23 protein-coding genes are annotated in these 24,161 nt (G+C 68.8%); 7 read left to right on the top strand and 16 right to left on the bottom strand.

What is annotated here, in order from left to right; all coding sequences use genetic code 11:
* Nucleotides 1-2: 2 nt before the first annotated feature.
* Complete coding sequence (locus E3O39_RS06580) at nucleotides 3-1,925, bottom strand: FAD-dependent oxidoreductase (protein WP_134449977.1); 1,923 nt, start codon at nucleotides 1,923-1,925, stop codon at nucleotides 3-5.
* A gap of 147 nt (nucleotides 1,926-2,072) precedes the next feature.
* Nucleotides 2,073-2,663, bottom strand: a complete 591-nt coding sequence (locus E3O39_RS06575) for a hypothetical protein (protein ID WP_134449976.1) — start codon at nucleotides 2,661-2,663, stop codon at nucleotides 2,073-2,075.
* A gap of 115 nt (nucleotides 2,664-2,778) precedes the next feature.
* Between E3O39_RS06575 and E3O39_RS06570 the strand changes: the two genes are divergently transcribed.
* Nucleotides 2,779-3,618, top strand: a complete 840-nt coding sequence (locus E3O39_RS06570) for a putative protein N(5)-glutamine methyltransferase (protein ID WP_134449975.1) — start codon at nucleotides 2,779-2,781, stop codon at nucleotides 3,616-3,618.
* On the opposite strand, the gene E3O39_RS06565 is transcribed toward E3O39_RS06570, so the two are convergent.
* Nucleotides 3,615-4,829: an NADP-dependent isocitrate dehydrogenase gene (locus E3O39_RS06565; RefSeq protein WP_134449974.1), complete on the bottom strand. Its 1,215-nt coding sequence runs from the start codon at nucleotides 4,827-4,829 to the stop codon at nucleotides 3,615-3,617. The genes E3O39_RS06570 and E3O39_RS06565 overlap by 4 nt on opposite strands.
* Nucleotides 4,830-4,982: 153 nt before the next feature.
* On the opposite strand from E3O39_RS06565, the gene E3O39_RS06560 reads away from it, so the two are divergent.
* The 4 genes from E3O39_RS06560 to E3O39_RS06545 are packed head-to-tail and all read left to right on the top strand — an operon-like array spanning nucleotide 4,983 to nucleotide 6,714.
* Nucleotides 4,983-5,435 carry a GNAT family N-acetyltransferase gene (locus E3O39_RS06560; protein ID WP_134449973.1) on the top strand — a complete coding sequence of 151 codons (453 nt, stop codon included), beginning with the start codon at nucleotides 4,983-4,985 and terminating at the stop codon, nucleotides 5,433-5,435.
* A gap of 22 nt (nucleotides 5,436-5,457) precedes the next feature.
* The gene (locus E3O39_RS06555) at nucleotides 5,458-5,781 is read left to right on the top strand and encodes an MGMT family protein (protein ID WP_134449972.1); all 324 of its coding nucleotides are present in this window, start codon (nucleotides 5,458-5,460) and stop codon (nucleotides 5,779-5,781) included.
* 43 nt (nucleotides 5,782-5,824) lie between these two features.
* The gene (locus E3O39_RS06550) at nucleotides 5,825-6,244 is read left to right on the top strand and encodes a cytoplasmic protein (RefSeq protein WP_198413390.1); all 420 of its coding nucleotides are present in this window, start codon (nucleotides 5,825-5,827) and stop codon (nucleotides 6,242-6,244) included.
* Nucleotides 6,245-6,276: 32 nt separating this feature from the next.
* The gene (locus E3O39_RS06545; protein ID WP_198413389.1) at nucleotides 6,277-6,714 is read left to right on the top strand and encodes a cupin domain-containing protein; all 438 of its coding nucleotides are present in this window, start codon (nucleotides 6,277-6,279) and stop codon (nucleotides 6,712-6,714) included.
* A gap of 19 nt (nucleotides 6,715-6,733) precedes the next feature.
* Here the strand turns inward: E3O39_RS06545 and nagA are convergent, their stop codons facing one another.
* The 4 genes from nagA to E3O39_RS19750 all read right to left on the bottom strand — a co-directional run bounded on the left by nagA (nucleotide 6,734) and on the right by E3O39_RS19750 (nucleotide 10,791).
* On the bottom strand, nucleotides 6,734-7,870 hold the full coding sequence (gene nagA, locus E3O39_RS06540; protein WP_241984995.1) for an N-acetylglucosamine-6-phosphate deacetylase: 1,137 nt from the start codon (nucleotides 7,868-7,870) through the stop codon (nucleotides 6,734-6,736).
* Between the two features lie 4 nt (nucleotides 7,871-7,874).
* Nucleotides 7,875-8,660: a glucosamine-6-phosphate deaminase gene (locus tag E3O39_RS06535; RefSeq protein ID WP_134449971.1), complete on the bottom strand. Its 786-nt coding sequence runs from the start codon at nucleotides 8,658-8,660 to the stop codon at nucleotides 7,875-7,877.
* Nucleotides 8,661-8,743: 83 nt separating this feature from the next.
* A complete protein-coding gene (locus tag E3O39_RS06530; protein ID WP_134449970.1) occupies nucleotides 8,744-9,988 on the bottom strand; it encodes a PTS transporter subunit EIIC in 1,245 nt (414 codons plus the stop codon).
* Between the two features lie 56 nt (nucleotides 9,989-10,044).
* Nucleotides 10,045-10,791, bottom strand: a complete 747-nt coding sequence (locus E3O39_RS19750) for a GntR family transcriptional regulator (RefSeq protein WP_134449969.1) — start codon at nucleotides 10,789-10,791, stop codon at nucleotides 10,045-10,047.
* Between the two features lie 262 nt (nucleotides 10,792-11,053).
* Between E3O39_RS19750 and E3O39_RS06520 the strand changes: the two genes are divergently transcribed.
* Both E3O39_RS06520 and E3O39_RS06515 read left to right on the top strand, forming a co-directional pair.
* Nucleotides 11,054-11,287 (top strand): glucose PTS transporter subunit EIIB, encoded by a 234-nt coding sequence (locus E3O39_RS06520; protein WP_134449968.1) that lies wholly within the window; start codon nucleotides 11,054-11,056, stop codon nucleotides 11,285-11,287.
* Complete coding sequence (locus E3O39_RS06515) at nucleotides 11,284-11,778, top strand: PTS glucose transporter subunit IIA (protein WP_241984994.1); 495 nt, start codon at nucleotides 11,284-11,286, stop codon at nucleotides 11,776-11,778. Before E3O39_RS06520 ends, E3O39_RS06515 begins: the two co-directional genes overlap by 4 nt.
* 105 nt (nucleotides 11,779-11,883) lie before the next feature.
* Here E3O39_RS06515 and E3O39_RS06510 read toward each other — a convergent pair whose 3' ends face one another.
* The 9 genes from E3O39_RS06510 to sucC all read right to left on the bottom strand — a co-directional run bounded on the left by E3O39_RS06510 (nucleotide 11,884) and on the right by sucC (nucleotide 24,063).
* Nucleotides 11,884-13,689 (bottom strand): ABC transporter ATP-binding protein, encoded by a 1,806-nt coding sequence (locus E3O39_RS06510; protein WP_134449967.1) that lies wholly within the window; start codon nucleotides 13,687-13,689, stop codon nucleotides 11,884-11,886.
* The gene (locus E3O39_RS06505; RefSeq protein ID WP_134450088.1) at nucleotides 13,686-15,620 is read right to left on the bottom strand and encodes an ABC transporter ATP-binding protein; all 1,935 of its coding nucleotides are present in this window, start codon (nucleotides 15,618-15,620) and stop codon (nucleotides 13,686-13,688) included. Before E3O39_RS06505 ends, E3O39_RS06510 begins: the two co-directional genes overlap by 4 nt.
* Nucleotides 15,621-16,093: 473 nt before the next feature.
* Nucleotides 16,094-16,882 (bottom strand): dimethylargininase, encoded by a 789-nt coding sequence (gene ddaH / locus E3O39_RS06500; RefSeq protein WP_134449966.1) that lies wholly within the window; start codon nucleotides 16,880-16,882, stop codon nucleotides 16,094-16,096.
* A gap of 61 nt (nucleotides 16,883-16,943) precedes the next feature.
* Nucleotides 16,944-18,143 (bottom strand): mechanosensitive ion channel family protein, encoded by a 1,200-nt coding sequence (locus tag E3O39_RS06495; protein WP_241984993.1) that lies wholly within the window; start codon nucleotides 18,141-18,143, stop codon nucleotides 16,944-16,946.
* An 82-nt stretch (nucleotides 18,144-18,225) separates the two neighbouring features.
* Nucleotides 18,226-19,902 (bottom strand): bifunctional phosphoribosylaminoimidazolecarboxamide formyltransferase/IMP cyclohydrolase, encoded by a 1,677-nt coding sequence (purH, locus tag E3O39_RS06490; protein WP_134449965.1) that lies wholly within the window; start codon nucleotides 19,900-19,902, stop codon nucleotides 18,226-18,228.
* Nucleotides 19,899-20,492, bottom strand: coding sequence for a phosphoribosylglycinamide formyltransferase (purN, locus tag E3O39_RS06485; RefSeq protein WP_134449964.1), 594 nt, complete (start codon nucleotides 20,490-20,492; stop codon nucleotides 19,899-19,901). The genes purH and purN overlap by 4 nt, the downstream gene beginning before the upstream one ends.
* A gap of 9 nt (nucleotides 20,493-20,501) precedes the next feature.
* Nucleotides 20,502-21,872, bottom strand: coding sequence for a DUF6350 family protein (locus E3O39_RS06480; RefSeq protein ID WP_174774838.1), 1,371 nt, complete (start codon nucleotides 21,870-21,872; stop codon nucleotides 20,502-20,504).
* Nucleotides 21,873-21,992: 120 nt separating this feature from the next.
* The gene (sucD, locus tag E3O39_RS06475) at nucleotides 21,993-22,880 is read right to left on the bottom strand and encodes a succinate--CoA ligase subunit alpha (RefSeq protein WP_134449963.1); all 888 of its coding nucleotides are present in this window, start codon (nucleotides 22,878-22,880) and stop codon (nucleotides 21,993-21,995) included.
* Between the two features lie 13 nt (nucleotides 22,881-22,893).
* The gene (gene sucC, locus E3O39_RS06470; RefSeq protein WP_134449962.1) at nucleotides 22,894-24,063 is read right to left on the bottom strand and encodes an ADP-forming succinate--CoA ligase subunit beta; all 1,170 of its coding nucleotides are present in this window, start codon (nucleotides 24,061-24,063) and stop codon (nucleotides 22,894-22,896) included.
* Nucleotides 24,064-24,161 lie beyond the last annotated feature (98 nt).

Here is a 24,161-nt window from a genome sequence, read left to right as displayed (position 1 = left end):
TCTCAGAGCACGAGCGCGGTCAGGAAGGCCGCGTTGATGGCCTCGCCGACCTTGGCCGGGTGCACACAGTCGCCGAGCGGATGCACGTTGGCTCGCCCTTCGAGCGCGAGCGTGAGCGCCGTGTTCGGACGCACCCCGAAGGCCGCGATCACCGTGGACGCGGTGACGTGTACGGCGCCGTCCGGGCCGGTCGCGGTGAGGCCGTCGGCGTCGACGGAGGTGACGGTGTGCCCGGTGAGGATCCGGACGCCCTTCTCACCGAGTTCGCGCAGCAGGGTGATCCGGTTGATCACGATCATGTCGCGGGCGAGCTCGTCGGCGAGTTCGACGATCGTGACGTTGCAGCCCTGTCCGGCGAGTTCGAGGGCGGCGTCGCAGCCCGAGAGGCCGCCACCCGCGATGACGACACTATGGCCGACGGGGACGCCGCGGTGGAAGTCGAGCACGTCGATCACGTTCGCACCGTCGAGGCCGGGGATGGACGGCAGGAGCGGAAGAGAACCGGTCGCGACGATGATCTCGTCGGCCTCGAACGTCGCGAGGGAGTCCGCGTCGATGGTCGTGTCGAGGTGCACGGTCACGGGGAGGTGGGTGAACTGGCGTTCCCACCAGCCGATCATCGCACGCAGTTCCTTCTTGAACTCCGGGGTCGCCGCGGGCAGCAGCACGCCGCCGAGCTGGGGCCCTGCCTCGTAGAGGTCGACGGAGTGGCCGCGGAGCGCGGCGACCCGTGCGGATTCGAGTCCGCCGGGGCCGCCGCCGATCACGACGACGTGTTTGAGGACATCCGCCTTCTCGACGCGGCGTTCGCGCTCGAAGCCGACCTGCGGGTTGACGGCGCAGCCGAGCGGCAGGGCGAAGAAGGCGTTGCCGACGCACATCGAGTTGCAGCGGATGCACGGTCGGATGTCCGCGCGATCGCCCGCGGTGAGCTTGCCCGCCCACTCCGGATCCGCGATCAGTCCGCGCCCGATGCCGGCGAAGTCGGCGTCGCCCGCGGCGAGGGCGGCCTCCGCGTTCTCCGGGGTGAGGTTGCCGACGGCCATCACGGGGATGGACACGACGTCCTTGAGTGCGCGGGCCGCCGGGACCATGCACGCTTCGCCGAGGTAGTACGGCGGGAAGACGTAGTCCATGGCTTCGTATGACCCGTCGTCGGCGATGATGAGGTCGAGCCCTGCCGCGGCGAGTACGACGGCGATGGCCTGGCCCTCCGCCGTCGTGCGGCCCCCGGCGAAACGGTGGTTGACAGAGAGGCGGAAGCTGACGGGCAGGCCGGGCGCGTTGGCCTTGACGGCGGCGATGATCTCGGTCGCGAACCGGCAGCGGTTCTCGACACTGCCGCCGTAGACATCCGTGCGGCGGTTCCAGCAGACGCTCATGAACTGGTCGATCAGGTAGCCCGTGTGGCCGTGGATGTCGATCGCATCCATCCCCGCGGCGGCGGCGCGGGCTGCGGCTTCGCCGAAGCGGCGGACGAGCAGGTGGATCTCGTCGATCTCGAGCGGCCGGCAGAGCACGCTCGGGTCTGCATAGTGCGGGTTGTCGGAGGCGGAGATCGGCAGCCGGTCCGGGTCGATCACGTTGATGTTGCGCCCGAGGCCCGCGGTGAGCTGCAGGGAGACCAGCCCGCGGACGGCGTGGATCGATTCGGCGAGGGCGGTGAGGCCCGGAAGCGCGGCATCGGTGTGCACGCAGCAGAGTCCGGCGTTGAGCGTCTCGTAGTCCTCGGAGACGGCGCTGATGCCGGTCATCACGAGGCCAGTGCCCCCGCGGGCGCGTTCGGTGTAATACGCGATCTCTTGAGCGGTGAAGAGCCCCTCCGGGGTGCCCATCTCGGTGCCCATCGGCGCCATGATCACCCGGTTCGGGAGTTCGAGGGTACCGATGCGACCCGGTTTGAGGACGTGTGCGAAGCCTGTCATGGTGTTCTTTCCCGTGCGATGACCGATGGTCGTCGTCGACCTGGGGCGCATCCCGGGCGGGAAATCGGGCGGGAAAAATGGAGCAAGAGCAACGACCTGAATTGTTTCAATCCTAGGTGAGCCGCCAGAGTGAAAACCGAAGAATCGCTATGGATTCGTTCCGGATGTCCGGTCCCGAAGCATCGCGAAGTCGATCGCGAGCAGGTATTTGATCCGCTCCTCACGCATCCGCGCGTAGCCAGGGGCGTGGCCGTCGATCGTCTGGCGGATCAGGCGTGCGGCGAGGGCCTTCCGGATCTCATAACTCGCGTCGTGTTGCGCGTCCTCGACGATCGCGGCCAGTTTCTTGTCGTCGTCCGCGACCGCGTGCAGGATGAGGGCGAGACCCTTGTGGGCGCGACGACGGCGGCCGAGCCTGCCGATGTCGAGCCGCTCATCCTCGGTGAAGCCCTGCGACCAGCGCCGGGACGCGAGTTCCCGTCTTTCCTGCGCGACGCGGGCGGCATCCTCTTCGTTCTGCGCCGCAAGAAGGAGCAGTTCATCGCGCGCGACCGTCTGGTAGGACGATTCGTCGAAGTTGTCGTGCTCGCGGAGAGCCCCGACGATGATGTGGTTCTTCACGGCCATCCGCACCGCGGAGAGGGCGATGAGGAGGCCCTCGTCGATGATCCGTTCCATGGCGTTCATCCGCGGCGCCGCATCCGACGCGAGGGTCGCGTGCGGGACACCGAATGCCATTCAGGTGCCATGCCGCGTCGCTTTCTCGTCCAGGTGAGAAACTATGTCTCCTGCACTGATTTTATGGGCATTCGACTCCCGTGCGTATGCCGCGCGCAATACCCGAAAGGTTCCGATGTCCCCTGTCGATCCCGCCGCGGCCTTCCCCGGCGTCGTCGAACGCCTCCGCGCGGCGGGATGCGTCTTCGCCGAGGAGGAAGCGGAGCTCCTCGTTGGCGAGGCCCGGTCGGCGGACGAGCTCGAGGACCTGCTCGAGCGCAGGGTGGGCGGGGAGCCGCTCGAGTACGTCCTCGGCTGGGCGCTGTTCTGCGGGCTGCGGGTGCACGTCGAACCCGGGGTCTTCGTGCCGCGGCGACGCACGGAGGCGCTTGTGCGCGAGGCCGCAGGGCTCGCCGGTCCCGGTGCGATCGTCGTCGACCTCTGCTGCGGCACGGGAGCGGTCGGTGCCGCCCTGCTCTCGGCCCTGCCGGGGCTGGGGCTCGACCTCCTGGCGGCGGACCTCGACCCGGTCGCAGTCCGCTGCGCCCGCGTCAACCTCCCTGGCCGAACCGTGGTCGAGGGCGATCTTTTCGCCCCCCTGCCCCTGGCCCTGCGCGGTCGGATCGCGCTCCTGCTCGTCAACGCGCCATACGTGCCGACCGGCTCCATCGAGCGGATGCCGCCGGAGGCCCGGGTGCACGAGCACCGGCTGGCGCTCGACGGCGGTTCTGACGGGCTCGACGTGCAGCGAAGGGTCGCGGCGGCGGCGGCAGGCTGGCTCGCCCCCGGCGGCCATCTCCTGATCGAGACGAGTGCGCGCCAGGCGCCGGTGACGAGCGCGTTGTTCGCCAGGAACGGCCTGCTCCCCCGTACCGCGCACCACGACGACGTCGACGGGACCGTTGTGATCGGCACACGGGTGAGGCCCCCGACCCCAGGGGTCGAGGGCCTCTCCCGGACGAGCGGGGCCGGTTAGGCCAGGCGCGTCTGCAGGTTCGTCGCGATGGCGGCGAGGAATTCCTCGGTCGTCTGGTAGCCCTGCTCCGGGCCGACCAGCAATGCGAGGTCCTTGGTCATCTGGCCGCTTTCGACGGTCTTGATGACGACGTCCTCGAGGGTCTCGGCGAACTCGGCGAGCGCCGGGTTGCCGTCGAGCTTGGCCCGGTGCGAGAGGCCGCGGGTCCAGGCATAGATCGAGGCGATCGGGTTCGTCGAGGTGGGCTTGCCCTGCTGGTGCTGGCGGTAGTGGCGGGTCACGGTGCCGTGCGCTGCCTCTGCCTCAACGACCTTGCCGTCGGGAGTGGAGAGCACGCTCGTCATCAGGCCGAGCGAGCCGAAGCCCTGCGCGACGGTGTCCGACTGCACGTCGCCGTCGTAGTTCTTGCAGGCCCAGACGTAGCCGCCTTCCCACTTCATGGCGGATGCGACCATGTCGTCGATCAGGCGGTGCTCGTAGGTGAGGCCGGCAGCCTCATAGCGGGCCTTGAACTCGGTGTCGAAGATCTCCTGGAAGATGTCCTTGAACCGGCCGTCGTATGCCTTGAGGATGGTGTTCTTGGTCGACAGGTAGACCGGGTAGTTCCGCACGAGGCCGTAGTTGAGCGAGGCACGGGCGAAGTCACGGATCGAGCTGTCGAGGTTGTACATGCCCATCGCGACACCGCTGCCCGGGGACTGGAAGACCTCGAAGGTCTGCGCCTCCGAGCCGTCCTTCGGCGTGAAGGTCATGCTGAGCGTGCCCTCCCCCTCGAAGCGGAAGTTCGTGGCGCGGTACTGGTCGCCGAAGGCGTGGCGGCCGATGATGATCGGCTTGTTCCAGCCGGGCACCAGGCGCGGGATGTTGGAAATGATGATCGGCTCACGGAAGATCGTGCCGCCGAGGATGTTGCGGATCGTGCCGTTGGGAGACGCCCACATCTTCTTGAGGCCGAATTCCTCGACCCTGGCCTCGTCCGGGGTGATGGTCGCGCACTTCACGCCGACGCCGTGCTTCTGGATGGCGTGGGCAGCGTCGATCGTGATCTGGTCGTCGGTCTCATCGCGTTTCTGGATCGACAGGTCGTAGTACTCGAGGTCGATGTCGAGGTACGGGTGGATGAGCGTGTCCTTGATGGCCTGCCAGATGATGCGCGTCATCTCGTCCCCGTCGAGCTCGACGACGGTGCCTTCAACCTTGATCTTCGCCAATGAATTCTCCTCAGAATGGTACCGGCCACGTGGCCGAGCCAATTCTACAAGGCCCCCGCAACTGTCTCGACATCGAGACAGTTTTCGGTCCGGTCCTGCCCGGCGCACAAAACCCGACTACCACGCCGGTCAGCCGCAGGTTAGCCTGTTGCCATGGGTGAACTACGTCTGGAAGAACTGTCCGCACGCAACATTGTTGCGGCCAATAGCCTCAGTCTCAAACCGGGCCAGGAGCTGTACATCGCTCCCGTCTCCTATGCGGTGGCGGCTTCCGTGATCAATCCCGCGACCGCGTGGCAGCGCGTCGTGTTGCTCGACGGCGAGGTGGCCGGGTTCATCCACGGCAACTTCGACCCCGATTCGGAGCACGAGGAATTCCGGGCCTGCATCTGGAGGATCAACGTAGACGCGAGCGCCCAGGGCAAGGGCGTCGGCAAATTCGCAGCGGAGTCACTCGCCCAGGAGGCCAGGAAGCGGGGCTTCGACCACATCACCGTGATCTGGGAACCCGGCGAAGAAGGACCGGAGTCGTTCTTCCACCGGATCGGCTTCGTCGACATCGGCGAGACGGCATACGGCGAGATGATCGGTTCGCTCAAGCTGTAGCGGCCAGACGGTTCCGCCGGCCATGCGCCTCGCCCCCGACAGCGACTTCGTCACGCATGTCCTCGGCATCGTCGACTCGATTCCCGCCGGGCGGGTGATGACCTACGGCGACGTCGCGGCGGTGCTCGGCTCTCGCGGCGCCCGTGTCGTCGGCCAGATCATGGCGCACTATGGGGCGGATGTCCCCTGGTGGCGGGTGGTCCGGGCCGGCGGCCACCCGCCGGTCGCGCACGAGGCCAGGGCGCTGCCGCACTACCGCGAAGAAGGCACCCCGCTCGTCCTCCTGGGCACCGCGGAGTCCGGCTACCGGGTCGATTACCGGGCTGCGCGCTGGTCACCGACCTGACCTGCCCCTCGCGGGCACCGCCGGCACCGGGTACGGTGCCCGCATGGACAGTGCAGAAGGCTTTCAGGACCCCGTCGTCACCAATCCCGGCCTCTACCGGGTGATCCTCGAGAATGAGCGGGTACGCGTCCTCGAATACCGGGACACGCCCGGTGCCGCGACCGCGCCGCACCGGCATCCGGACAGTGTCATGGTCACCCTGAGCGAATTCAGCCGGCGGATCTCGTCGGACGGCCGCGCCGTCGACGTCGAGCTTCCCGCCGGGGTCGCACGATGGCTTCCCGCCCAGGAACACACCGGTGCGAACACCGGCCATACCGACACGCACTCGATCTTCATCGAACTCAAGGAGCCTTCGCGGCATCCCCGAGGGCGCACGGACGAGCGGCCGCTCGGGCCGCAGTCCGCCGCACCGTCGACGCCGGACACCGACGATGAGGCGAACGTCTGGGGCTTCTCCTAGCGCGCCGCAGGCAAACGGTGTTAGCGTGCGGCATGTCCAGTGAACAGAACGCCACACAGTCCCTCGATCCGCTCGTGACGGATCCCGGCGTCTACCGGGTATTGCTCGAAAACGACCGCGTTCGCGTGCTCGAATTCCTTGATGCCCCCGGCGACACCACCAACCCGCACGAGCACCCAGACAGCGTGATGATCACGCTGAGCGCATACTCCCGGAGGCTCTCCTTCGAAGGCAGGGAGGTCGATGTCGAACTCCCGGCCGGCGAGACCGCCTGGCTCCCTGCCCAGGAACACGCCGGCGTGAACATCGGCACCACGCCGACCCACGCGATCTTCGTCGAGCTCAAGGAACAGGCCGTGCGCGCCCCCGATCCCAGCCTGCACCCGCTCGGGCCGGCGCCGCGCCCGCTGATCGGCATCCCGTTGTCGGACGCCTCGAGCGACGAGGAGAAGGCCTGGGGCTTCGCCTAGGCCGGTCTCCCCTGCCGGCTCAGGCCGGCAGGCACCAGTCGCCTGACCGCATGGTCGCGGTGACGTAGAGCCCGGCATCGAGGACGATCAGGTCGGCCGGCTGCCCCGCGGCGAGGCGGCCGCAGTCGGTGAGGCCGATCATGTCGGCCGGGTTCTGCGTGGCCGCTCGCACCGCCGTGGCGAGGTCGACCCCTGCCGTGTGCACGGCGAACCGGACGGCCTCGCTCAGGGTGAGGACACTGCCGGCGATCGTCCCGTCCGCGAGGCGCGCTTCACCGTCGAGCACGCTGACGGGGAGGCCGCCGAGGGTGTATTCGCCCTCGTCCGCACCGGCCGCGGCCATCGCGTCGGTCACGAACACCGGTCGCGACGGGCTCTGCGTGATGAAGCGGACGACCGCGGGATGCAGGTGCACCCCGTCTGCGATCAGTTCGGCGAACACGGCGGGGTTCTCGAGCAGCGCGAGGGACGGCCCGGGTTCCCGATGGTGCAGGGGACGCATCGCGTTGAAGAGATGCGTGCCCGCCGTGGCCCCCGCCTGGATCGCCTGCCTGGTCATGTCGTCATTGGCGTCGGTGTGGCCGATCGCGGCGACCGCGCCGTATCCGACGATCCGCCGGACGGCGTCGAGCCCGCCAGGGAGCTCAGGGGCGATCGTGACCATGCGCACCGTGCCGTGGCCGGCGCGCATGAGGCGGTCGATGCTGTCCCTGTCGGGCACCCGGAGCAGCTCCGCCGTGTGGGCGCCCCGATGGATCGGGCTCAGCCAGGGTCCTTCGAGGTGGATTCCTGCGAGCAGGCCGGAATCGACGAGGTCGGCGAGGCCGGCCACCAGGCGTTCCATCTCATCGAGCGGTGCCGTGACGAGGCTCGCCATCAGCGTGGTCGTGCCGTGTTCCCGGTGGGTCGCCGCGATCCCGGCCGCCGCGATCTCCGTGTCGGCATCGTTGAAGCTGAATCCGCCGCCGCCGTGATTGTGCACGTCGACGAAGCCGGGGGCGAGGATCCCGTCCGGGTAGTGGGCATCGGCGACGCGCGGCGGGAGGCCGGCGCCGACGGCGATGATCCGTCCGGCCCTGACCTCGACCCAGCCAGGGGTGTGCACGGCGTCCGCGGCGACGACCGTGCCGGCGCTGAGCAGAATCGAGTCGGCCACGGGGTTAGATTCCCTGCCAGGCGTACTTGTGGGCGTATGCGTATGCGTAGTAGTCCCGGTTGGCGAGGCGGGATGCCGCGGCCTCGTCGACGAGGACGGTCACGTGCGGGTGAAGCTGGATGACCGAACCGGGCTTGCTCGATGAGACCGGTCCCTCGACGGCGGACGCGATCGCATCCGCTTTCTCTTCGCCGAACGCGAGCAGGATGAGGTGCCTGGCGCGGCGAATCGTGCCGAGGCCCTGGGTCATGCAGTGGATCGGCACGTCATCGGGAGAGGCGAAGAAGCGCGCGTTGTCGATCCGGGTCTTCTCGGTCAGGGTCTTGATCCGCGTGACGGACGCGAAGGAGGAACCCGGCTCGTTGAAGCCGACGTGACCGGTCTGCCCGATACCGAGGATCTGCACGTCGACGCCGCCGGCCGCGACGATGGCGGCCTCGTAGTCGAGTCCGGCGGTCTCGAGGGTGGCCACGTCGCCGTTCGGGGTACGGATGTTCGCGGGGTCGAGGCCGAGGGGCACGACGACGTCGCGGGTGATGACGGCGCGGTAGCTCTCCGGGTGCCCTGCGGGCAGCCCGACGTATTCGTCCAGGGCGAAACCGCGCACGCGGGACATGTCGAGGGGCTCCTCCGCGAGGGAGGCTGCGAGCGCCGCGTACACGGAGAGCGGCGTGGACCCCGTGGCCAGGCCGAGGACGGCATCCGGCTTGCGCATGATCAGGGCACGGATGGATGCCGCAGCAAGCGTTCCCGCTGCGGTCTCGGTGTCGAGGACGATTACTTCAGCCAATGTTCTGCTCCAGTTTCACAATGATGGTGCATGGTGGTGCTGCCGGGGTCGCGGGCTCGCCCGCGACCCCGGCGTTGGTGGGATTAGACCGTCGTGGACGACGCGGAGTCGGGCACTGTCGCGTCGGGGACCTCGTCCTCGCCGCGACCGGGGGTCTTCAGGTTCCACTTGCGGATCACGAAGCGGAACAGGAAGTAGTAGATACCGGCGTACGCGAGCCCGATCGGGATGAGCAGCAGCGGCTTCTCGGCCAGGCCGAAGTTGAGCACGTAGTCGAACGTGCCCGCGCTGAAGGTGAACCCGTCCCTGATCCCGAGGGCGTTCACGAGGGCGAGCGAGGATCCGGTCAGCACCGCGTGGATGAGGTAGAGCGGGAACGCGACGAACATGAAGGAGAACTCGAGGGGCTCCGTGACGCCGGTGAGCATGGCGGTGAGCGCACCGGAGAGCATGATGCCGCCGACGATCTTCTTCTGGGACGGCTTGGCCTCCTGCCAGATGGCGAGGGCTCCGGCCGGCAGCGCGAACATCATGATCGGGAAGAATCCGGTCATGAAGGAGCCGGCGGTCGGGTCGCCGGCGAAGAACCGGGCGATGTCACCGTGCGCGCCGTTGAAGTCGCCGATCACGAACCACATCACCGAGTTGAGGATGTGGTGCAGGCCGACGGGGATGAGCAGCCGGTTGGTCGTGCCGTAGAGGAAGCCGCCCCAGATGTTGTTGGAGGAGACGAACTCGCCGAAGCCGGAGAGACCGGTCGCGAAGGCGGGGTAGACGAAGGCCAGCAGGACGCCGAGAACGAGTGCCGTGCCTGCGGTGACGATCGGAACAAACCGGCGGCCGCCGAAGAAGGCCAGGTAGCTCGGTAGGGAGATCCGGTGGAAGCGCTGCCAGAGCAAGGCGGAGGTGATGCCGATCAGGATGCCGCCGAGCACGCTGTAATTGACCAGCACCTGTTTCCCGCCCTCTGCGGGCAGTCCGAGGACCAGAGGCGACATCGCCTCGCCGACCTTGGAGAAGACGAGGTAGCCGACGACGGCGGCAAGGGCTGTCGATCCGTCGGACTTCTTCGCGAAGCCGATCGCGACGCCGACCGCGAAGAGCAGCGGCAGCGCGTCGAAGAGGGCACCGCCCGCCGAGGCGATCACGGCCGCCCCGGTTTCGAAGCCCGGGATGCGCCCGAGCAGGTCGGGCTGGCCGAGGCGGAGCAAAAGGCCGGCAGCGGGCAGTGCGGCGATCGGCAGCATGAGGCTGCGACCGACTCGTTGAAGTTGCGCGAGGCCGGGGAACGGCCGTTTCGTCCCGGCGTCTACGGTGATGCTGGACATTGATTTCCTCCTGGTGGTGCGTTGTCGGTATGGATGTTGCGTGGGTGGTCTGTGGGTCAGGGCTGGTGCTGCAGGTTGAGCGTCATGTGGATCTGGTAGCGGTCGCCGCGGTACCACGAGGTGACATGTTCGAGGAAGGCGGACCCGGCGGACGACGTCCGACGGAAGACCATCACGGGGGCGTTGGCGGCGATGCCGAGGGTGGCGGCGAGCAGGGCGTCGGCGCCCTCCGCCCAGACGGCCTGTTCCGCGTTGTCGATCCGGAGGCCGTATTCGGTCGCGAACGTCGCGTACAGGGACCGGGTCAGGTCTTTGGCGCCGAGGTCGGGGAGCAGCTCTGCCGGGTAGTAGCCGCGTTCGAGTGCCATCGGCACCCCGTCGGCGAGCCGGAGTCTTTCGATCTCCAGTACCTGGGCGCCCGCGCCGAGTCCGAGGGCGGCCCGTACCGCGAGGGGCGCTTCGACCAACCGGGACGAACGCACGATCGTCGCGGGGACGAGGCCGCGCCGGCGCATGTCCTCCGTGAAGGACGCGAGGTGCAGGTCGCTCTGCACGCGTTCGCCGGCCACGAAGGTGCCCTTGCCCTGCACCCGGTAGAGCACGCCCTCCTCGACGAGCTGGCGGATCGCTTCGCGCACGGTCGAGCGACTGACTCCGTACCGCGTCATGAGCTTCCGCTCCGGCGGGATCGCGGCGTGGGGAGCGAGGCTGGTCTCGACCAGCTCCTCCAGGATCGAGCGCAGCTGGGCGTGCTTGGAGACCGGTCCTGATTCCAGAACCGGGGCCTCATCGATGTCGGTCATCTCGCTGCGTCCTCCGAAAGGTTGGGATGTGTAGATACCAGCATAGGACCACTTTCGCTTTGTGGTCCGTACTGGTACGATCCAATAGTTCGATGATGAAGCCGCGGCACCCTGCTTGTCAAGACCCCCAGCCGCTCGGGTTCTCCGAGAACACCCGAAACCGAATCAGACAGGGCGCAGACTTGGCTCACGGCCGGAACGCTTCACGCGTATCCAAGCCGCTGCAGCCGGTTCCCGGCCCACCATCACTGGAGGAAACACCATGAGCACCAAAGCGGAGCAAATCCTCGCCGGCCTGGGCGGATCAGGCAACCTCGTCGAGATCGAGGCGTGCATCACCCGACTGCGCACCGAGGTGAAGGACCCCGCCCTCGTGAACGAGCCTGCGCTCAAGGCGGCCGGCGCCCACGGCGTCTTCCGGTCCGGCACCATCGTCCAGGTCGTCGTCGGACCAGAGGCCGACAACCTCGCCGAAGACATCGAAGACCTCCTGTGAGCCGTGGGGCTCCCGTCGTCCTCGTGACGCCCGTCGTCGTCCTCGCGCCCGTCCCCGGTCGCGCCGTCGGTCTCGCCGAGGTCCCCGATCCCACGTTCGCCCAGGCGATCGTGGGTCCCGGCGCCGCGATCGACCCTCTGCGGGGCATGGTCGACGCGATCGCGCCGATCAGCGGCAAGCTGCTCAAGGTCTTCCCGCACGCCTTTGTGATCCTCTCCCCCGACGGGATCGGCGTCCTCGTCCACCTCGGCATCGACACCGTCGAGCTCCGCGGCGAGGGCTTCACTCTGCGGGCGAAGCAGGGCGATCAGGTCGCAGCCGGCGACGTGATCGTGACCTGGGACTCCGCGGCCGTTGAGGCTGGCGGACGTAATCCCATCGTGCCGGTCATCATCCTCGAGCGCACACACGAGAACATCGCCCTCGCCGATGCCGTCACTGCGGGCGCCGACCTTGCCGCCGGCGACCTCTTCCTCACCGTCACCTCCTGACGGGCTGTTCCGCGAGAGCGGAGAAATGGCCCCTTCGCGCGCAGCGAAGGGGCCATTTTCGTACTCTCGCGGACCGGCATCCGCTGTGAACGCGTGCGGATGCCGCTACACGAGTGATTCCCGCCAGGCCGCGTGCAGCTGGGCGAACCGTCCGGTGCCGTCGATCAGGTCGTCGGGCGCGCCGTCCTCGACGATGATCCCGTGCTCCATCACGAGCACCCGGTCTGCGATCGCGACCGTGGACAGCCGGTGCGCGATGATGACGGCCGTGCGGTCGGCGAGCAGGGTCTGCAGCGCCTGCTGCACGAGCCGCTCGCTCGGGATATCGAGCGAGGACGTCGCCTCGTCGAGGATCAGCACCGCCGGGTCGGCGAGGAAGGCCCTCGCGAACGAGATCAGCTGGCGCTGCCCGGCGGACACCCGGCCACCACGTTTGTTCACGTCGGTGTCGTACCCGCCGGGAAGGTTCTCGATGAACTCGTGCGCGCCGACGGCACGCGCCGCCGCCACGATCTCTGCGGGAGAGGCGTCGGGTTTGCCGATCGCGATATTGTCGGCGACCGAACCGCTGAACAGGTACGCCTCCTGGGTGACCATCACGATGGCGCGACGGAGGTCCTTGGGGTGCAGCCGGCGCAGGTCCACCCCGTCGAGCAGCACCTGGCCGTCGGTGGGGTCGTAGAACCGCGCCATCAGCTTCGCGAGCGTCGACTTGCCTGCCCCGGTCGAGCCGACGAGGGCGATCGTCTGCCCGGCGGGAATCGCGAGATCGAAGGTCGGCAGAACCACCCGGTCGGACTGGTACTCGAAGCGCACCCCGGTGAAGGTGACGGCGCCGCGCGCCTCCCACAGGTCGACGGGGGCAACCGGGTCCGGCACGCCGGGGAGTTCCTCGAGCACGCCGGAGATCTTCTCGAGCGCCGCCGCGGCGGACTGGTACGAGTTGTAGAACATCGCCATCTCCTCCATCGGATCGAAGAACCGCCGGGTGTAGAGCAGCGCCGCGAGGAGCGCACCGATCGCGAGCTGCCCGTCGACGACGCGGAATCCGCCGAGCAGGAGCACGACGGCGACCGCGACGTTGCCGATCAGGATGAGGCCGGGGTCGAAGATGCCGAACAGCTGGATCACCCGGCCGTTCACCTTTCGGTAGTCCTCGACGAGCTCGCCGAAGACCTCCTCGTTGCGTCTCTCCGCCCGGAACGCCTTGACGGCGCGGATGCCCGTCATGGTTTCGACGAACTTCACGATCAGGCTCGCCGATGCGGTCCTCGACCGCCGGAACAACGTCTGCGACCGCACCTGGAACCAGCGGGTGAGCGCGAACAGCGGCAGCAGGGACCCGAGCAGCACCAGCCCGCTGACGCCGTCGAGGCTCACGAGCGCGATCGCCGTGAAGGCCATGTACAACACGCCCTGCACGAGCTGGTTGATACCCGAGTCGAGCAGTTCCCGGATCGCGTCGAGGTCGCTGGTCTGCCGGGAGATGATCCGCCCGGAGGTGTACGACTCGTGGAACTCGAGGCTGAGCCGCTGGGTCTGCAGGAACACCCGCTTGCGGAGGTCGATCAGCACTGCCTGGCTGATCCTGGCCGACATCATCGTGTACCAGGCGATCAGGATCGCCCCGATCACGCCGGTGAGGAGGTAGACCCCGCCGGTCGCCGCGAGCGGAAGCCAGTCCTGGGCGAGGAGGGCAGGCAGCCCCTTGTCGATCCCGAACGCAATGAGGGCGGGACCGGCGACCTGGGCCGCGGTCGAGAGCACCACGACGAGCATCGCCGCGGTGACCCGCCAGCGCACCGGGCGGAGCAGGGAACCGAGCAGGCGCAGCGAGCGCGCCCGGATCTGCTTGCTTTCGGACGCGGTGAAATTGTTGCGTTCTTCGCCTTCGACTCCGGTGACGCTCATCGTGCGGCCTCCTCTCGCGTGGCCTGTTCTGTCCGTGCGGCCGATTCGTCCCTGGCGACCTGCCTGGTGGCGTCGCGCCGTTCTTCGTCTTCGAGGCTCGAGATGACGAACCGGTAGTGCTCGTTGGTGCGCAGGAGATCGGAGTGCCGGCCGACCGCGGTGATCCGGCCGTCCTCGAGCAGGGCGACCCGGTCGGCGAGGGTGACCGTCGACGGCCGGTGCGCAACGATGAGCGCCGTCGTCGAGGCGAGCACCTCGCGGAGGGCGGCCTCGACGAGGGACTCGGTGTCCACGTCGAGCGCGGAAAGCGGGTCGTCGAGCACGAGCACCGCCGGCTTCGCCGCGACCGCGCGGGCGAGCGCGATCCGTTGGCGCTGGCCGCCGGAGAGGCTCATGCCCTCCTCGCCGACGAGGGTGTCGACGCCGTCGGGCAGGTCACGCACGAAGCCGGCCTGCGCGACCTGCAGGGCCTCCTCGAGCGCGGCATCCGCTGCCGCCGACCGCTCGGCGAACTCCGGCCTGCCGAGCAGCACGTTGTCGCGCACGGATGCCGAGAACAGCGTCGCATCCTCGAACGCCATCGCGAGGTGGCCGCGCAGGTCTTCGCGGCCGAGCGAGCGCACGTCGACACCGTCGAGCGTGACCGCGCCCTGGGTGACGTCGTAGAGGCGGGTGGTGAGTGCGGTGAGGGTGGACTTGCCCGAGCCGGTCAGCCCGACGAGGGCCATGGTCTCCCCCGGCTGCAGCACGAGGTTGACGCCGTCGAGCAGGTCGGGGAAGCGCGCCGGCGAGTCGGGGTAGCGGAAGTGCACGTCCTCGAAGGCGAGTCGGCCGCGCGGCTCGGCGAGCGTGACGGGCCTGTCGGGGTCCGTGATGCTGTTCGGGGCGTCGAGCACGTCGAAATACCGGTCGGTCGCCGTGCGGGCGTCGAACGTCATCGACAGCAGGAACCCGATCGATTCGACCGGCCAGCGCAGCACGGTCGCCGTCGCGAAGAACGCGACGAGGCCACCGACGCTGAGGTCACCCTGGGCGGCGAGCCAGACTCCGACCACGAGGCAGAGCGCGAACGCGACATCGGGCACCATCAGGAGCCAGAGCCAGATGCCGGCGATCGCGCGCGCCTTCTCGATCTCGGTGCCACGAAGGTCTTCCGCCTGCTGCGAGAAGTTCTTGAGCGCGAAACCGCCGCGCCCGAACGCCTTGAGCACGCGGATGCCGTGCACGGACTCCTCGACGGCCGTCGCGAGGTCGCCGGCCTGGTCCTGGCTGCGCCGGGCCACGACGGAGTACTTCTCCTCGAACAGGTACCCGACGATCCAGAGCGGAATCGAGCAGGCGATGAAAACGACGCCGAGGATCCAGTTCATCGAGACCAGCACGGCGGCGCCGATCACGATCGTGACGATATTGACGACCAGGAGGACCAGGCCGAAGGAGATCCAGCGCCGGATCAGGTTCAGGTCGCTCACCGCGCGGGACAGGAGCTGTCCGCTCGGCCAGCGATCGTGGAAGGAAACCGGCAGGTCCTGCAGGCGCGCGTAGAGCGCGTTGCGCATGCTCGCCTCCACGTGGGTGCCCGGGACCAGGACGAACCAGCGGCGGAGGGCGATCAGGATGGCCTCGAGCACGCCGAGGCCGAGGACGACCAGCACCGCGGGCCAGATCCCGGCGGGGTCCTGACGGGACAGGGCGCCGTCGACGAGGCCCTGCAGCACTTGCGGGATCGCGAGGGCGACGACCGCGGCCAGGAGCGCGGCGATCATGCCCAGCACGAGCCGGGGCAACGCGGGCCGCACGTAGGGAAAGAGGCGCAGCAGGGTGCGCAGCGTACTCGCCCGCTTCCCGGGCTGCTCAGGGGTCGCCGCCGGCGTGGCAGCAGGTGTGGTGGGTGTCGTCGAGGCGGTCGGTGGGTTCGGAGTCGTGTCCATGGGAGTGGGTGGTGTGGTTTCGGTGGGAGTGGTTGGTGTGATCTGGGTCACTTGTGGAGCCTGTTCGGATACATGGTGCCGATGGACGCCAGCGGGGTGCGCTGGGCGTCGAGGAGTCGAAGAAGTCGCGTCAGAGTCGCGTTCGACGGCGGGCGGGAAGCTGGGCGCTTCCATACGGTCGCGACGGCGGGACGCCGGTCGCGGGCTGCGGGTTACGGGCGGGGTGCTGGAGGAGGGAGCCGACGCGCGATGCGGATGGAGTGGCTAGGCCGCGTTGTCGTGGACGCCCACGGCAGAGCCAGCGCCGGTGGTCGCATTCCCAGCGAGCTGTGGCTGTGCTGTCTGTGTCATGTCGGCCTCCTGAGCGCGTCGAATCCTCGTTGTGCTCCCCGTGTCAGGCAGCCTTCCAGAGTACGACCCCACCGTGCGTCGGCGCAAGCACCTCTTTGAGAGTCAGGTCCGCGGACTCCCGGTCAGCGGATGCGTACGCTCAGGCAGGTGACACAGCCCTCGAGCTTCTCGAATTCGGAGATGTCGACGGTGACGACGCGGTAGCCGCGGGCGGCGAACAGGGCGGCCGAGCGCGGGGCCGCGCTCGACATCAGCACCGCGTCCGGGGCCAGCACAACGACGGCGGTGCCGCACTCCTCTGGGACGGGCAGGAAGGGTTCGAACACCGTCGAGTCGTCGACGAGGGGCGGATAGCCGATCACGGTCGCGTCGGGCAGGGCGGTGACGGCGGACTTGAGGTGCAGCACCTTGCTGATCGGGACCGCGACGACGGTGTAACCGCGCGGGACCAGGATGTCGCGGAGCTGGTCGATGCCGGCGTCGTTCGTGCGCAGGCTGCGGCCGACGTACACGGTCCGGCCGATCTTGAGCACGTCGCCGCCGTCGAGGGTGCCGGGCAGCGCGAGGCGGTGCACCGGGATGCCGAGGCCGCGGACGGCGGCCTCCGCCCCCGCGGTCTCGTCCCGGCGGCTCGGGGCCCCCGGGCTGGTCAGCACGGCGATGTCGCCGAAGGAGATGACGGCATCCTCGATGAAGACCGAGTCAGGGAGCAGCGGGGCCGGTTCGACCTCGATCACGTCCCAACCCTCCGCGGCGAGCGCTGCGACGTAGCCGGCCCACTGGGTGCGAGCGAGCCCGAGGTCGACGGGGACGCGCTCGATGTGCGTGAGCTGGCCCTCGGCGAGGTTGTCGGCGGGGCGACGGACCAGGGCGATCCGGCGAGCGGCGGGGTCGAATGCGGGGATGTCCATCCCGACAGTGTATGGGCTCGCCGGGTGTGGCTTCGCCGACCGCTCGCAGGTGCCCCGCCGGTCAGAGCTTCTGGTCGCTGATCTCCTGGATCGGCATCGAGCGGGTGAATTCCTCGCCGCGGTGCACGGCCTCGGAGTCTCCGGAGAACAGGCCGGGTGCCTCGGTGACGGGGCGTTGTTCCCTCGCGGCGCCCGTGGCCGACGTCGTGGGGCGGCGGGCCGGTTGCCGAACCTCGACGCGGCCGAGCGGGAGTGCGTCCGGGTTCTCGGCGACGAGCCACTCGACGAGGTTCTCCCGCACGATGCAGCGCAGGTCCCAGAGCATCGCGGCGTCCCCGGCCGAGACCAGAACGCGGATGCGGACGAAGCCGCCGACGGCATCCGTCACCTGCAGCACGGCAACGCGCCGGTCCCAGAGCTCCGTCTGTGCGACGATCCGGTTCAGTTCCTCGCGCATGGCCCCGGTGCTGACCCTCCAGTCGACGTCGAACTCGACGGAGCCGAGCAGTTCGCTCGTGCGGCGCGTCCAGTTCTGGAACGGCGTCGTCGTGAAATAGGTCGAGGGCAGCACCATCCTGCGGTCGTCCCAGATGTGCACGACGATGTAGGTGAGGGTGATCTCCTCGATCCGGCCCCACTCGTTCTCGACGATGACGACGTCGTCGACGCGCAGGGCGTTGCTGAAGGAGAGCTGCATGCCGGCGAAGACGTTGGCGAGGCTCGACTGGGCGGCGAGGCCGGCGACGACGCTCAGGAGCCCCGCCGAGGCGAAGAGGCTCGCCCCGACCGCAGCGGCCCCTGGAATGCTGAGCAACACCGTGCCGATCGCGCAGACGATGACCACGACGACGCTGATCCTGCGGAGCATCCGCAGCTGGGTGCGCACCCGCCTGGCCACCCGGTTGTCCCGCACGTCGATGCGGTACCGCGCGGCGATGACTTCCTCGAAGAAGTACATCAGGGCCGCGACGAGCCAGGTCGCCGCCGCGATGAACAGGGCGCGCATGATGAAGTCGACCGCGAGGGTCAGGTCCGGCGTCGTCGTCAGGTACACGGACGTCACGATCCAGAGGGCGCCGATCAGGATCACAATCCGGAAGGGACGCCGGCACAGGCGGATGAACGCGCGCGCCCAGGCCCGCTTGCGCGCGGCCATCCGGAAGACGAGCGCGGCGATCGCGGTGATCACAAAGGCGCTGATCACCGCGACGACGAACGCGATCAGAAAGGTGGGTTCGATGAAACCGTCGAGCAGCGGCACGGGTGTCCCTTCGACCGGACCGCCGACTAGCGAACCGGACCCTTCCATCGTGCCAGACCCCGCTGACACGAGACTCCGCGGATCAGTGGAAGAAGTGGCGCTCTCCGGTGAAGTACATCGCGACGCCGGCCTCTGCGGCAGCGGCGATGACCTCCGGGTCACGCACCGAACCTCCTGGCTGTACGACTGCGGTGACCCCGGCCTCGAGGAGGACCTGCAGGCCGTCGGCGAACGGGAAGAACGCGTCGGAGGCCGCGACGGAGCCCGCGGCCCTGTCCCCGGCGCGCAGCACCGCGAGGTGGCACGAGTCGACCCGGTTGACCTGGCCCATGCCCACGCCGACGGATGCCCCGGAGCGGGCGAGCAGGATCGCGTTCGACTTCACGGACCGGCACGCCTTCCACGCGAACTCGAGGTCGGCGCGGGTGGCCGCGTCGACCTCCTCGCCGGCGGCAAGGGTCCATGTCGAGGAGTCGAAGTCTTCGAACGAGTCGGTCTCCTGCACGAGCAAACCGCCGGAGATCTGGCGAAGCTCGAGCGAGGAACGGTGGTAGTTCTCCGGAAGCTCGAGCAGGCGGATGTTCTTCTTCTGGCTGAGCAGTTCGAACGCGGCCGGTTCGAAGCCGGGTGCGACGAGCACCTCGGTGAAGATCTGGCTGACGGTCTCGGCCATGCCGAGGGTCACGATTCGGTTGGCCGCGATGACCCCGCCGAATGCGGAGACCGGGTCGCAGTCGTGAGCCCGCTTGTGGGCCGAGGCGATCGCATCCGGCGCCTTGGGGTTGGCCACGGCGATGCCGCACGGGTTGGCGTGCTTGATGATGGCGACGGCGGGTTCGGCGAAGTCGAAGGCCGCGCGCACGGCGGCATCGGCGTCGACGTAGTTGTTGTAGGACATCTCCTTGCCGTGGCGCTGCACCGCCTGGGCGATGCCCTCTCCGCCTTCGCCGAGGTAGAGCGCGGCGGCCTGGTGCGAGTTCTCGCCGTAGCGCAGCACGCTGCCGCGGGTGGCCTCGATCGCGAGGGTGCCGGGGAAGGGGCCCTCGTCGTCGAAGGCGGTGCCGATCACGGCGTCGAACTCGTCGAGGATGGCCTCATCGAGGGCCTCGGTGTCGTCCTGCCACTGGTCGTAGACGTTCTCGGTGAACCATGCGGAGACGCTCAGGTCGTAGCCGGCCGTGTGCTCGAAGGCGAGCGAGGCGAGCTTGCGGCGCAGCTCGAGCGTCGTTCCCCCTGCGGAGACGGCGGTGACGATCTCGCCGTAGTTCTCCGGGTCGACCACGATCGCGACGTTCGGGTGGTTCTTCGCCGCGGCGCGCACAAGTGCGGGGCCGCCGATGTCGATCTGCTCGATGACCTCGGCAGCGGGTGCGCCGGAGTTCACGGTCTCGACGAAGGGGTAGAGGTTCACCACGACGAGTTCGAAGGGCGCGATGCCGAGCTCGGTGAGCTGGGCCTCGTGGGCGGCGAGCCGCAGGTCGGCGAGGATGCCGGCGTGCACTCCGGGGTGCAGGGTCTTGACCCGCCCGTCGAGGGACTCCGGGAAGCCCGTGACGGCGGCGACATCGGTCACGGCGAAGCCCGCGGCACGGATGCTCGCCGCGGTCGACCCCGTCGACACGATTTCGACGCCGGTCGCCACGAGGGCCGCCGCAAGCTCGACCAGGCCGGTCTTGTCGCTCACCGAGATGAGCGCCCGCCGCACCGGGACGACATCGCGTTCGCGGTAAAGGCTCTGGTCGTTGCTGTGCCCGCTCATATCTGGGAGTGCTCCTTGAGGTTCGTGTTTCCGTTGGCGATGTCGAGAACGGCCTGCACGAGCAGGCGCCGTTCGACGATCTTGATCCTGGCGTGCAGGGAGTCCTCGGTGTCGTCCTGAAGCACCGGCACCCGCTCCTGCGCGACGATGGGCCCGTCGTCGACACCGGTGTCGACGACGATGAGGCTGGCTCCGGTCTCGGGGACGCCGGCGGCGAGCGCGTCGCGCACCCCGTGGGCTCCTGGAAATTCGGGCAGGTAGGCCGGATGCGTGTTGAGGAGGTTCGGGGTCAGTGCGGCGACGACCTTGGCGGGCAGGAGACGCATGAAGCCGCTGAGCACGACGAGATCCGGCGTCCATTGCCGGATCACGGCGAGCAGTTCGTCGCCCCACTCCTCGCGCGACTCGAACGAGCTGTACGGAACCGTGAAGGTGGACACGCCGTACTCTTCACCGAGGTCGAGGCCGTCCGCGTCCCTGTCTGCCCCGATCGCGACGACCCGCGCCGGGTACTCGGCGTCCTGGCACGCTTCCAGGAGGGAACGGAGGTTGGATCCCCCGCCGGAAATCAATACGACCAATGACAGCACTGGACGAGCCTATCGTTTGCCGGTCCTCGCCGGTGGGGCCGCGGCGGGGGCCGTGGCGCCGGAGGTGGCCCCGCGCCGCCGGATCGGGGGCGTCAGCATTCCGAGAACAGCGGCGACGCCGACCTCGAGCGCGGCGAAAGCGCCGACCAGCAAGGGGTTCGGCCCGACGTCCACGAGCCGGCCTGGACCGAGGGCCCCTCCGGACCACCAGGCCAGCAATCCGAGGACAATGCCGGCGACGACACCGGCCAGTGCTCCGGTGAGAGCCAGCCGGCCGCGATCGGCGCCGGGCTCGCCCGCACGGTGCTGGCGCTGCCGGGTTGCGAAAGCCGTGAGATAGCCGATCAGAACGGGCACGAGCAGCCCGAGGAACCCGAAGGCGAGGCTGCCGTGCGGGAGCACGCCGAGCAGCGGCAGTCCGGGTACCGGGCCGAGGACGGTGCCGACCGGGGACACGCTCGACCCGAGGCCGACGGCGATGCCGGGCCCGATGAACCAGGCTGCCGCCCAGATCACGAGGTTGGGGATGAGCGCGAGCTGGGCGATCGTCAGGGTGATGCCGCCCATCACCCCGGCCTGCACGGTCTCGTAGAGGCCGATGATCGTCGCGAAGTTGCCGAGGATCAGCACGAAGACGGCGAGGGCCGCGACGCCGACCGTTCCGGTCGCGGCGCCGAAGCCGGCACGGAGGGCTCCGGCCAGAACCGAGCGCCATTCGGCGGGCACCTCGGGCAGCCGGGGCGACCGCGGAAGGGCCGGGAGCGCGGGAAGGGCGCGCAGCCAGGCCGGACGGCCGGTTGCCGGGCGACCAGGAGCCGGGTGAGCCGGAGCTCCCTGCAGGTGAGGCGCCTGGCCGGCAACCGGATGCTCTGGCGACTCGGTCCGGTGGCGGGCGCCGATGAACACCCCGGCGGCGAACACGGCCGTGGGCAGGAGCACGCCCTGCGGGATCGACGGCTGCAGGGCATCCGTGCCGACGGTGAGGGTGAGCAGGGTCGCGAGCAGCCCGTAGACGGGGATCGCGGTCAGGACGCCGGTCCAGCGGTGCGGCGAGTCCGCCGCGCGGCGGCCGGTGTGCCTGCCGAGGAACAGGGCGAGCACGGCGAAGCCGAGGAGCGCGATCGTGAGCGAGAAGGGGGCCTCCGCGCCGGGCAGGCCGAGCGCGGCGACGACGGTGGGGTCGAGCTGGACGGCGAGGTCGACGCCGTTGCCGAGCAGCCAGACCGTGACCGAAGCGCGCCAGAAGACGAGCCAGTCGACCGCGAGGCCGTACTGGGTGGCCCACAGGATGGTCAGGGGCACCAGCGAGACGCCCACTCCGATGGCTACGACAATGAGCGCCTCGAGTGCGGCGAGCAGGGCTGTCGTTAAGCGGTTCATCCGGTGGGAGCCTACCTCGCCCGCCTGACCGGCCCGCGCGCCCCCGCCGTGACGCGCGAAAAAAAGGGGGCCCGCCGTGATGGCGGGCCCCCTCTTCTGGCTCTGCGAGCGGATGCCGGTCTACAGTGCGGCGAGAACCTCGCGCAGCAGGGTCGCGGTCTCGCTCGGCGTCTTGCCGACCTTGACCCCTGCGGCCTCGAGGGCCTCCTTCTTGCCCTGGGCGGTGCCTGCGCCGTCGGAGACGATCGCCCCGGCGTGGCCCATGGTCTTGCCCTCCGGCGCCGTGAAGCCCGCGACGTAGCCGACGACGGGCTTGGTGACGTGCGCCCGGATGTAGTCCGCCGCCTTCTCCTCCGCGTCGCCGCCGATCTCGCCGATCATCACGATCGCGAGGGTCTCCGGGTCGTTCTCGAAGGCCTCGAGGGCGTCGATGTGCGTGGTGCCGATGATCGGGTCGCCGCCGATGCCGATCGCGGTCGAGAAGCCGAGGTCGCGCAGTTCGTACATCATCTGGTAGGTCAGGGTGCCCGACTTGGAGACGAGGCCGACCGGGCCCTTGCCGGTGATGTTCGCCGGCGTGATGCCGACGAGCGCTTCGCCCGGCGTGATGATGCCGGGGCAGTTCGGCCCGATGATGCGGGTCTTGTTGCCCTTGGCCTTGGCGTATGCCCAGAACTCGGCGGAGTCCTGCACCGGGACGCCCTCTGTGATGATGACGAGCAGCGGGATCTCGGCGTCGATGGCTTCGATGACGGCGTCCTTGGTGAAGGCCGGCGGGACGAAGGCGATCGAGACATCCGCCCCGGTCTTCTCGATCGCCTCGGCGACCGAGCCGAAGACGGGCAGTTCGACGTCGCCGTGAACGACGGTGGTGCCGGCCTTGCGGGCGTTGACGCCGCCGACGACCTGGGTGCCCGCCTTGAGCATGAGGGCGGTGTGCTTGGTGCCCTCACCGCCGGTGATGCCCTGGACGATGACCTTGGAGTCCTTGTTGAGGAAGATAGACATGTTCGAAAATCCCTTACTTCGCGGCGTAGGCGAGCTCGGCGGCCTTGGCGGCGCCCTCGTCCATGGTGGCGGCCAAGGTGACCAGCGGGTGGTTGGCCTCGGTGAGGATGCGGCGGCCTTCCTCGACGTTGTTGCCGTCGAGGCGCACGACGAGGGGCTTGTTCGCGGCGCTGCCGAGCTCGGCGAGCGCGCCGACGATGCCGCGGGCGACCGCGTCGCAGGCGGTGATGCCGCCGAAGACGTTGACGAAGACGCTCTTGACCTGCGGGTCGCCGAGGATGACGTCGAGTCCGGCCGCCATGACCTCAGCGGATGCTCCGCCGCCGATGTCGAGGAAGTTGGCCGGCTTGACGCCGCCGAAGTTCTCGCCCGCGTACGCGACCACGTCGAGCGTGGACATCACGAGACCGGCGCCGTTGCCGATCACGCCGACGACACCGTCGAGCTTGACGTAGTTGAGGTCGTTGAGCTTGGCCTTGGCCTCGAGCGGGTCGGCGGCTGCCGCGTCCTCGAGCAGGGCGTGCTTCGGGTGGCGGAAGCCGGCGTTCTCATCGAGGGTGACCTTGCCGTCGAGGGCGATGATGTCGCCTTCTTCGGTCAGGACAAGCGGGTTGACCTCGACGAGAGTCGCGTCCTCGCCCTTGAAAACGTTGTAGAGCTGCACGAAGACCGGGGCGACCTTCTCGACGAGCTCGGCGGGGAACTTCGCCTCGACCGCGATGCGCCGGGCCGTTTCGAGGTCGATCCCGAGGTTCGGGTCGATCGCGACATAGGCGAGCGCCTCGGGCTTCTCGACGGCGAGAACCTCGATTTCGACGCCGCCCTCGTAGCTCGCGAGCGAGAGGTACGAGCGGTTGGACCGGTCGAGCAGCACCGAGAAGTAGAACTCCTGCTTGATGCGCGCGCCGCCGGCGACCATGACCCGGTTGACGGTGTGGCCCTTGATGTCGAGTCCGAGGATCGCCTGGCCGGCCGCGAAGGCGTCGTCGGGGGTCTTGGCGACCTTGACGCCACCCGCCTTGCCGCGACCGCCGACCTTCACCTGGGCCTTGACGACGACGACACCGCCGAGCTTCTCCGCTGCGGCGCGCACCTCCTCGGGTGTGTCCGCGATGATGCCCGGCAGAACCGGGACTCCATACTGCTCAAACAGGTCTCTTGCCTGATATTCGTAAAGGTCCACGCTGCTTTGTCCAATCCGCGTCTTAGCGTTCCTGCTGGGTACGAGGGGTGTGCCGGCACAGCGTCCGCCATCGAATGTAGCTCGACGTCGAGACAATC

This window comes from Cryobacterium sp. MDB2-A-1 (assembly GCF_004402675.1).
GTDB lineage: Bacteria > Actinomycetota > Actinomycetes > Actinomycetales > Microbacteriaceae > Cryobacterium > Cryobacterium glucosi.
This window is presented reverse-complemented; position numbering and strand designations above follow the sequence as displayed.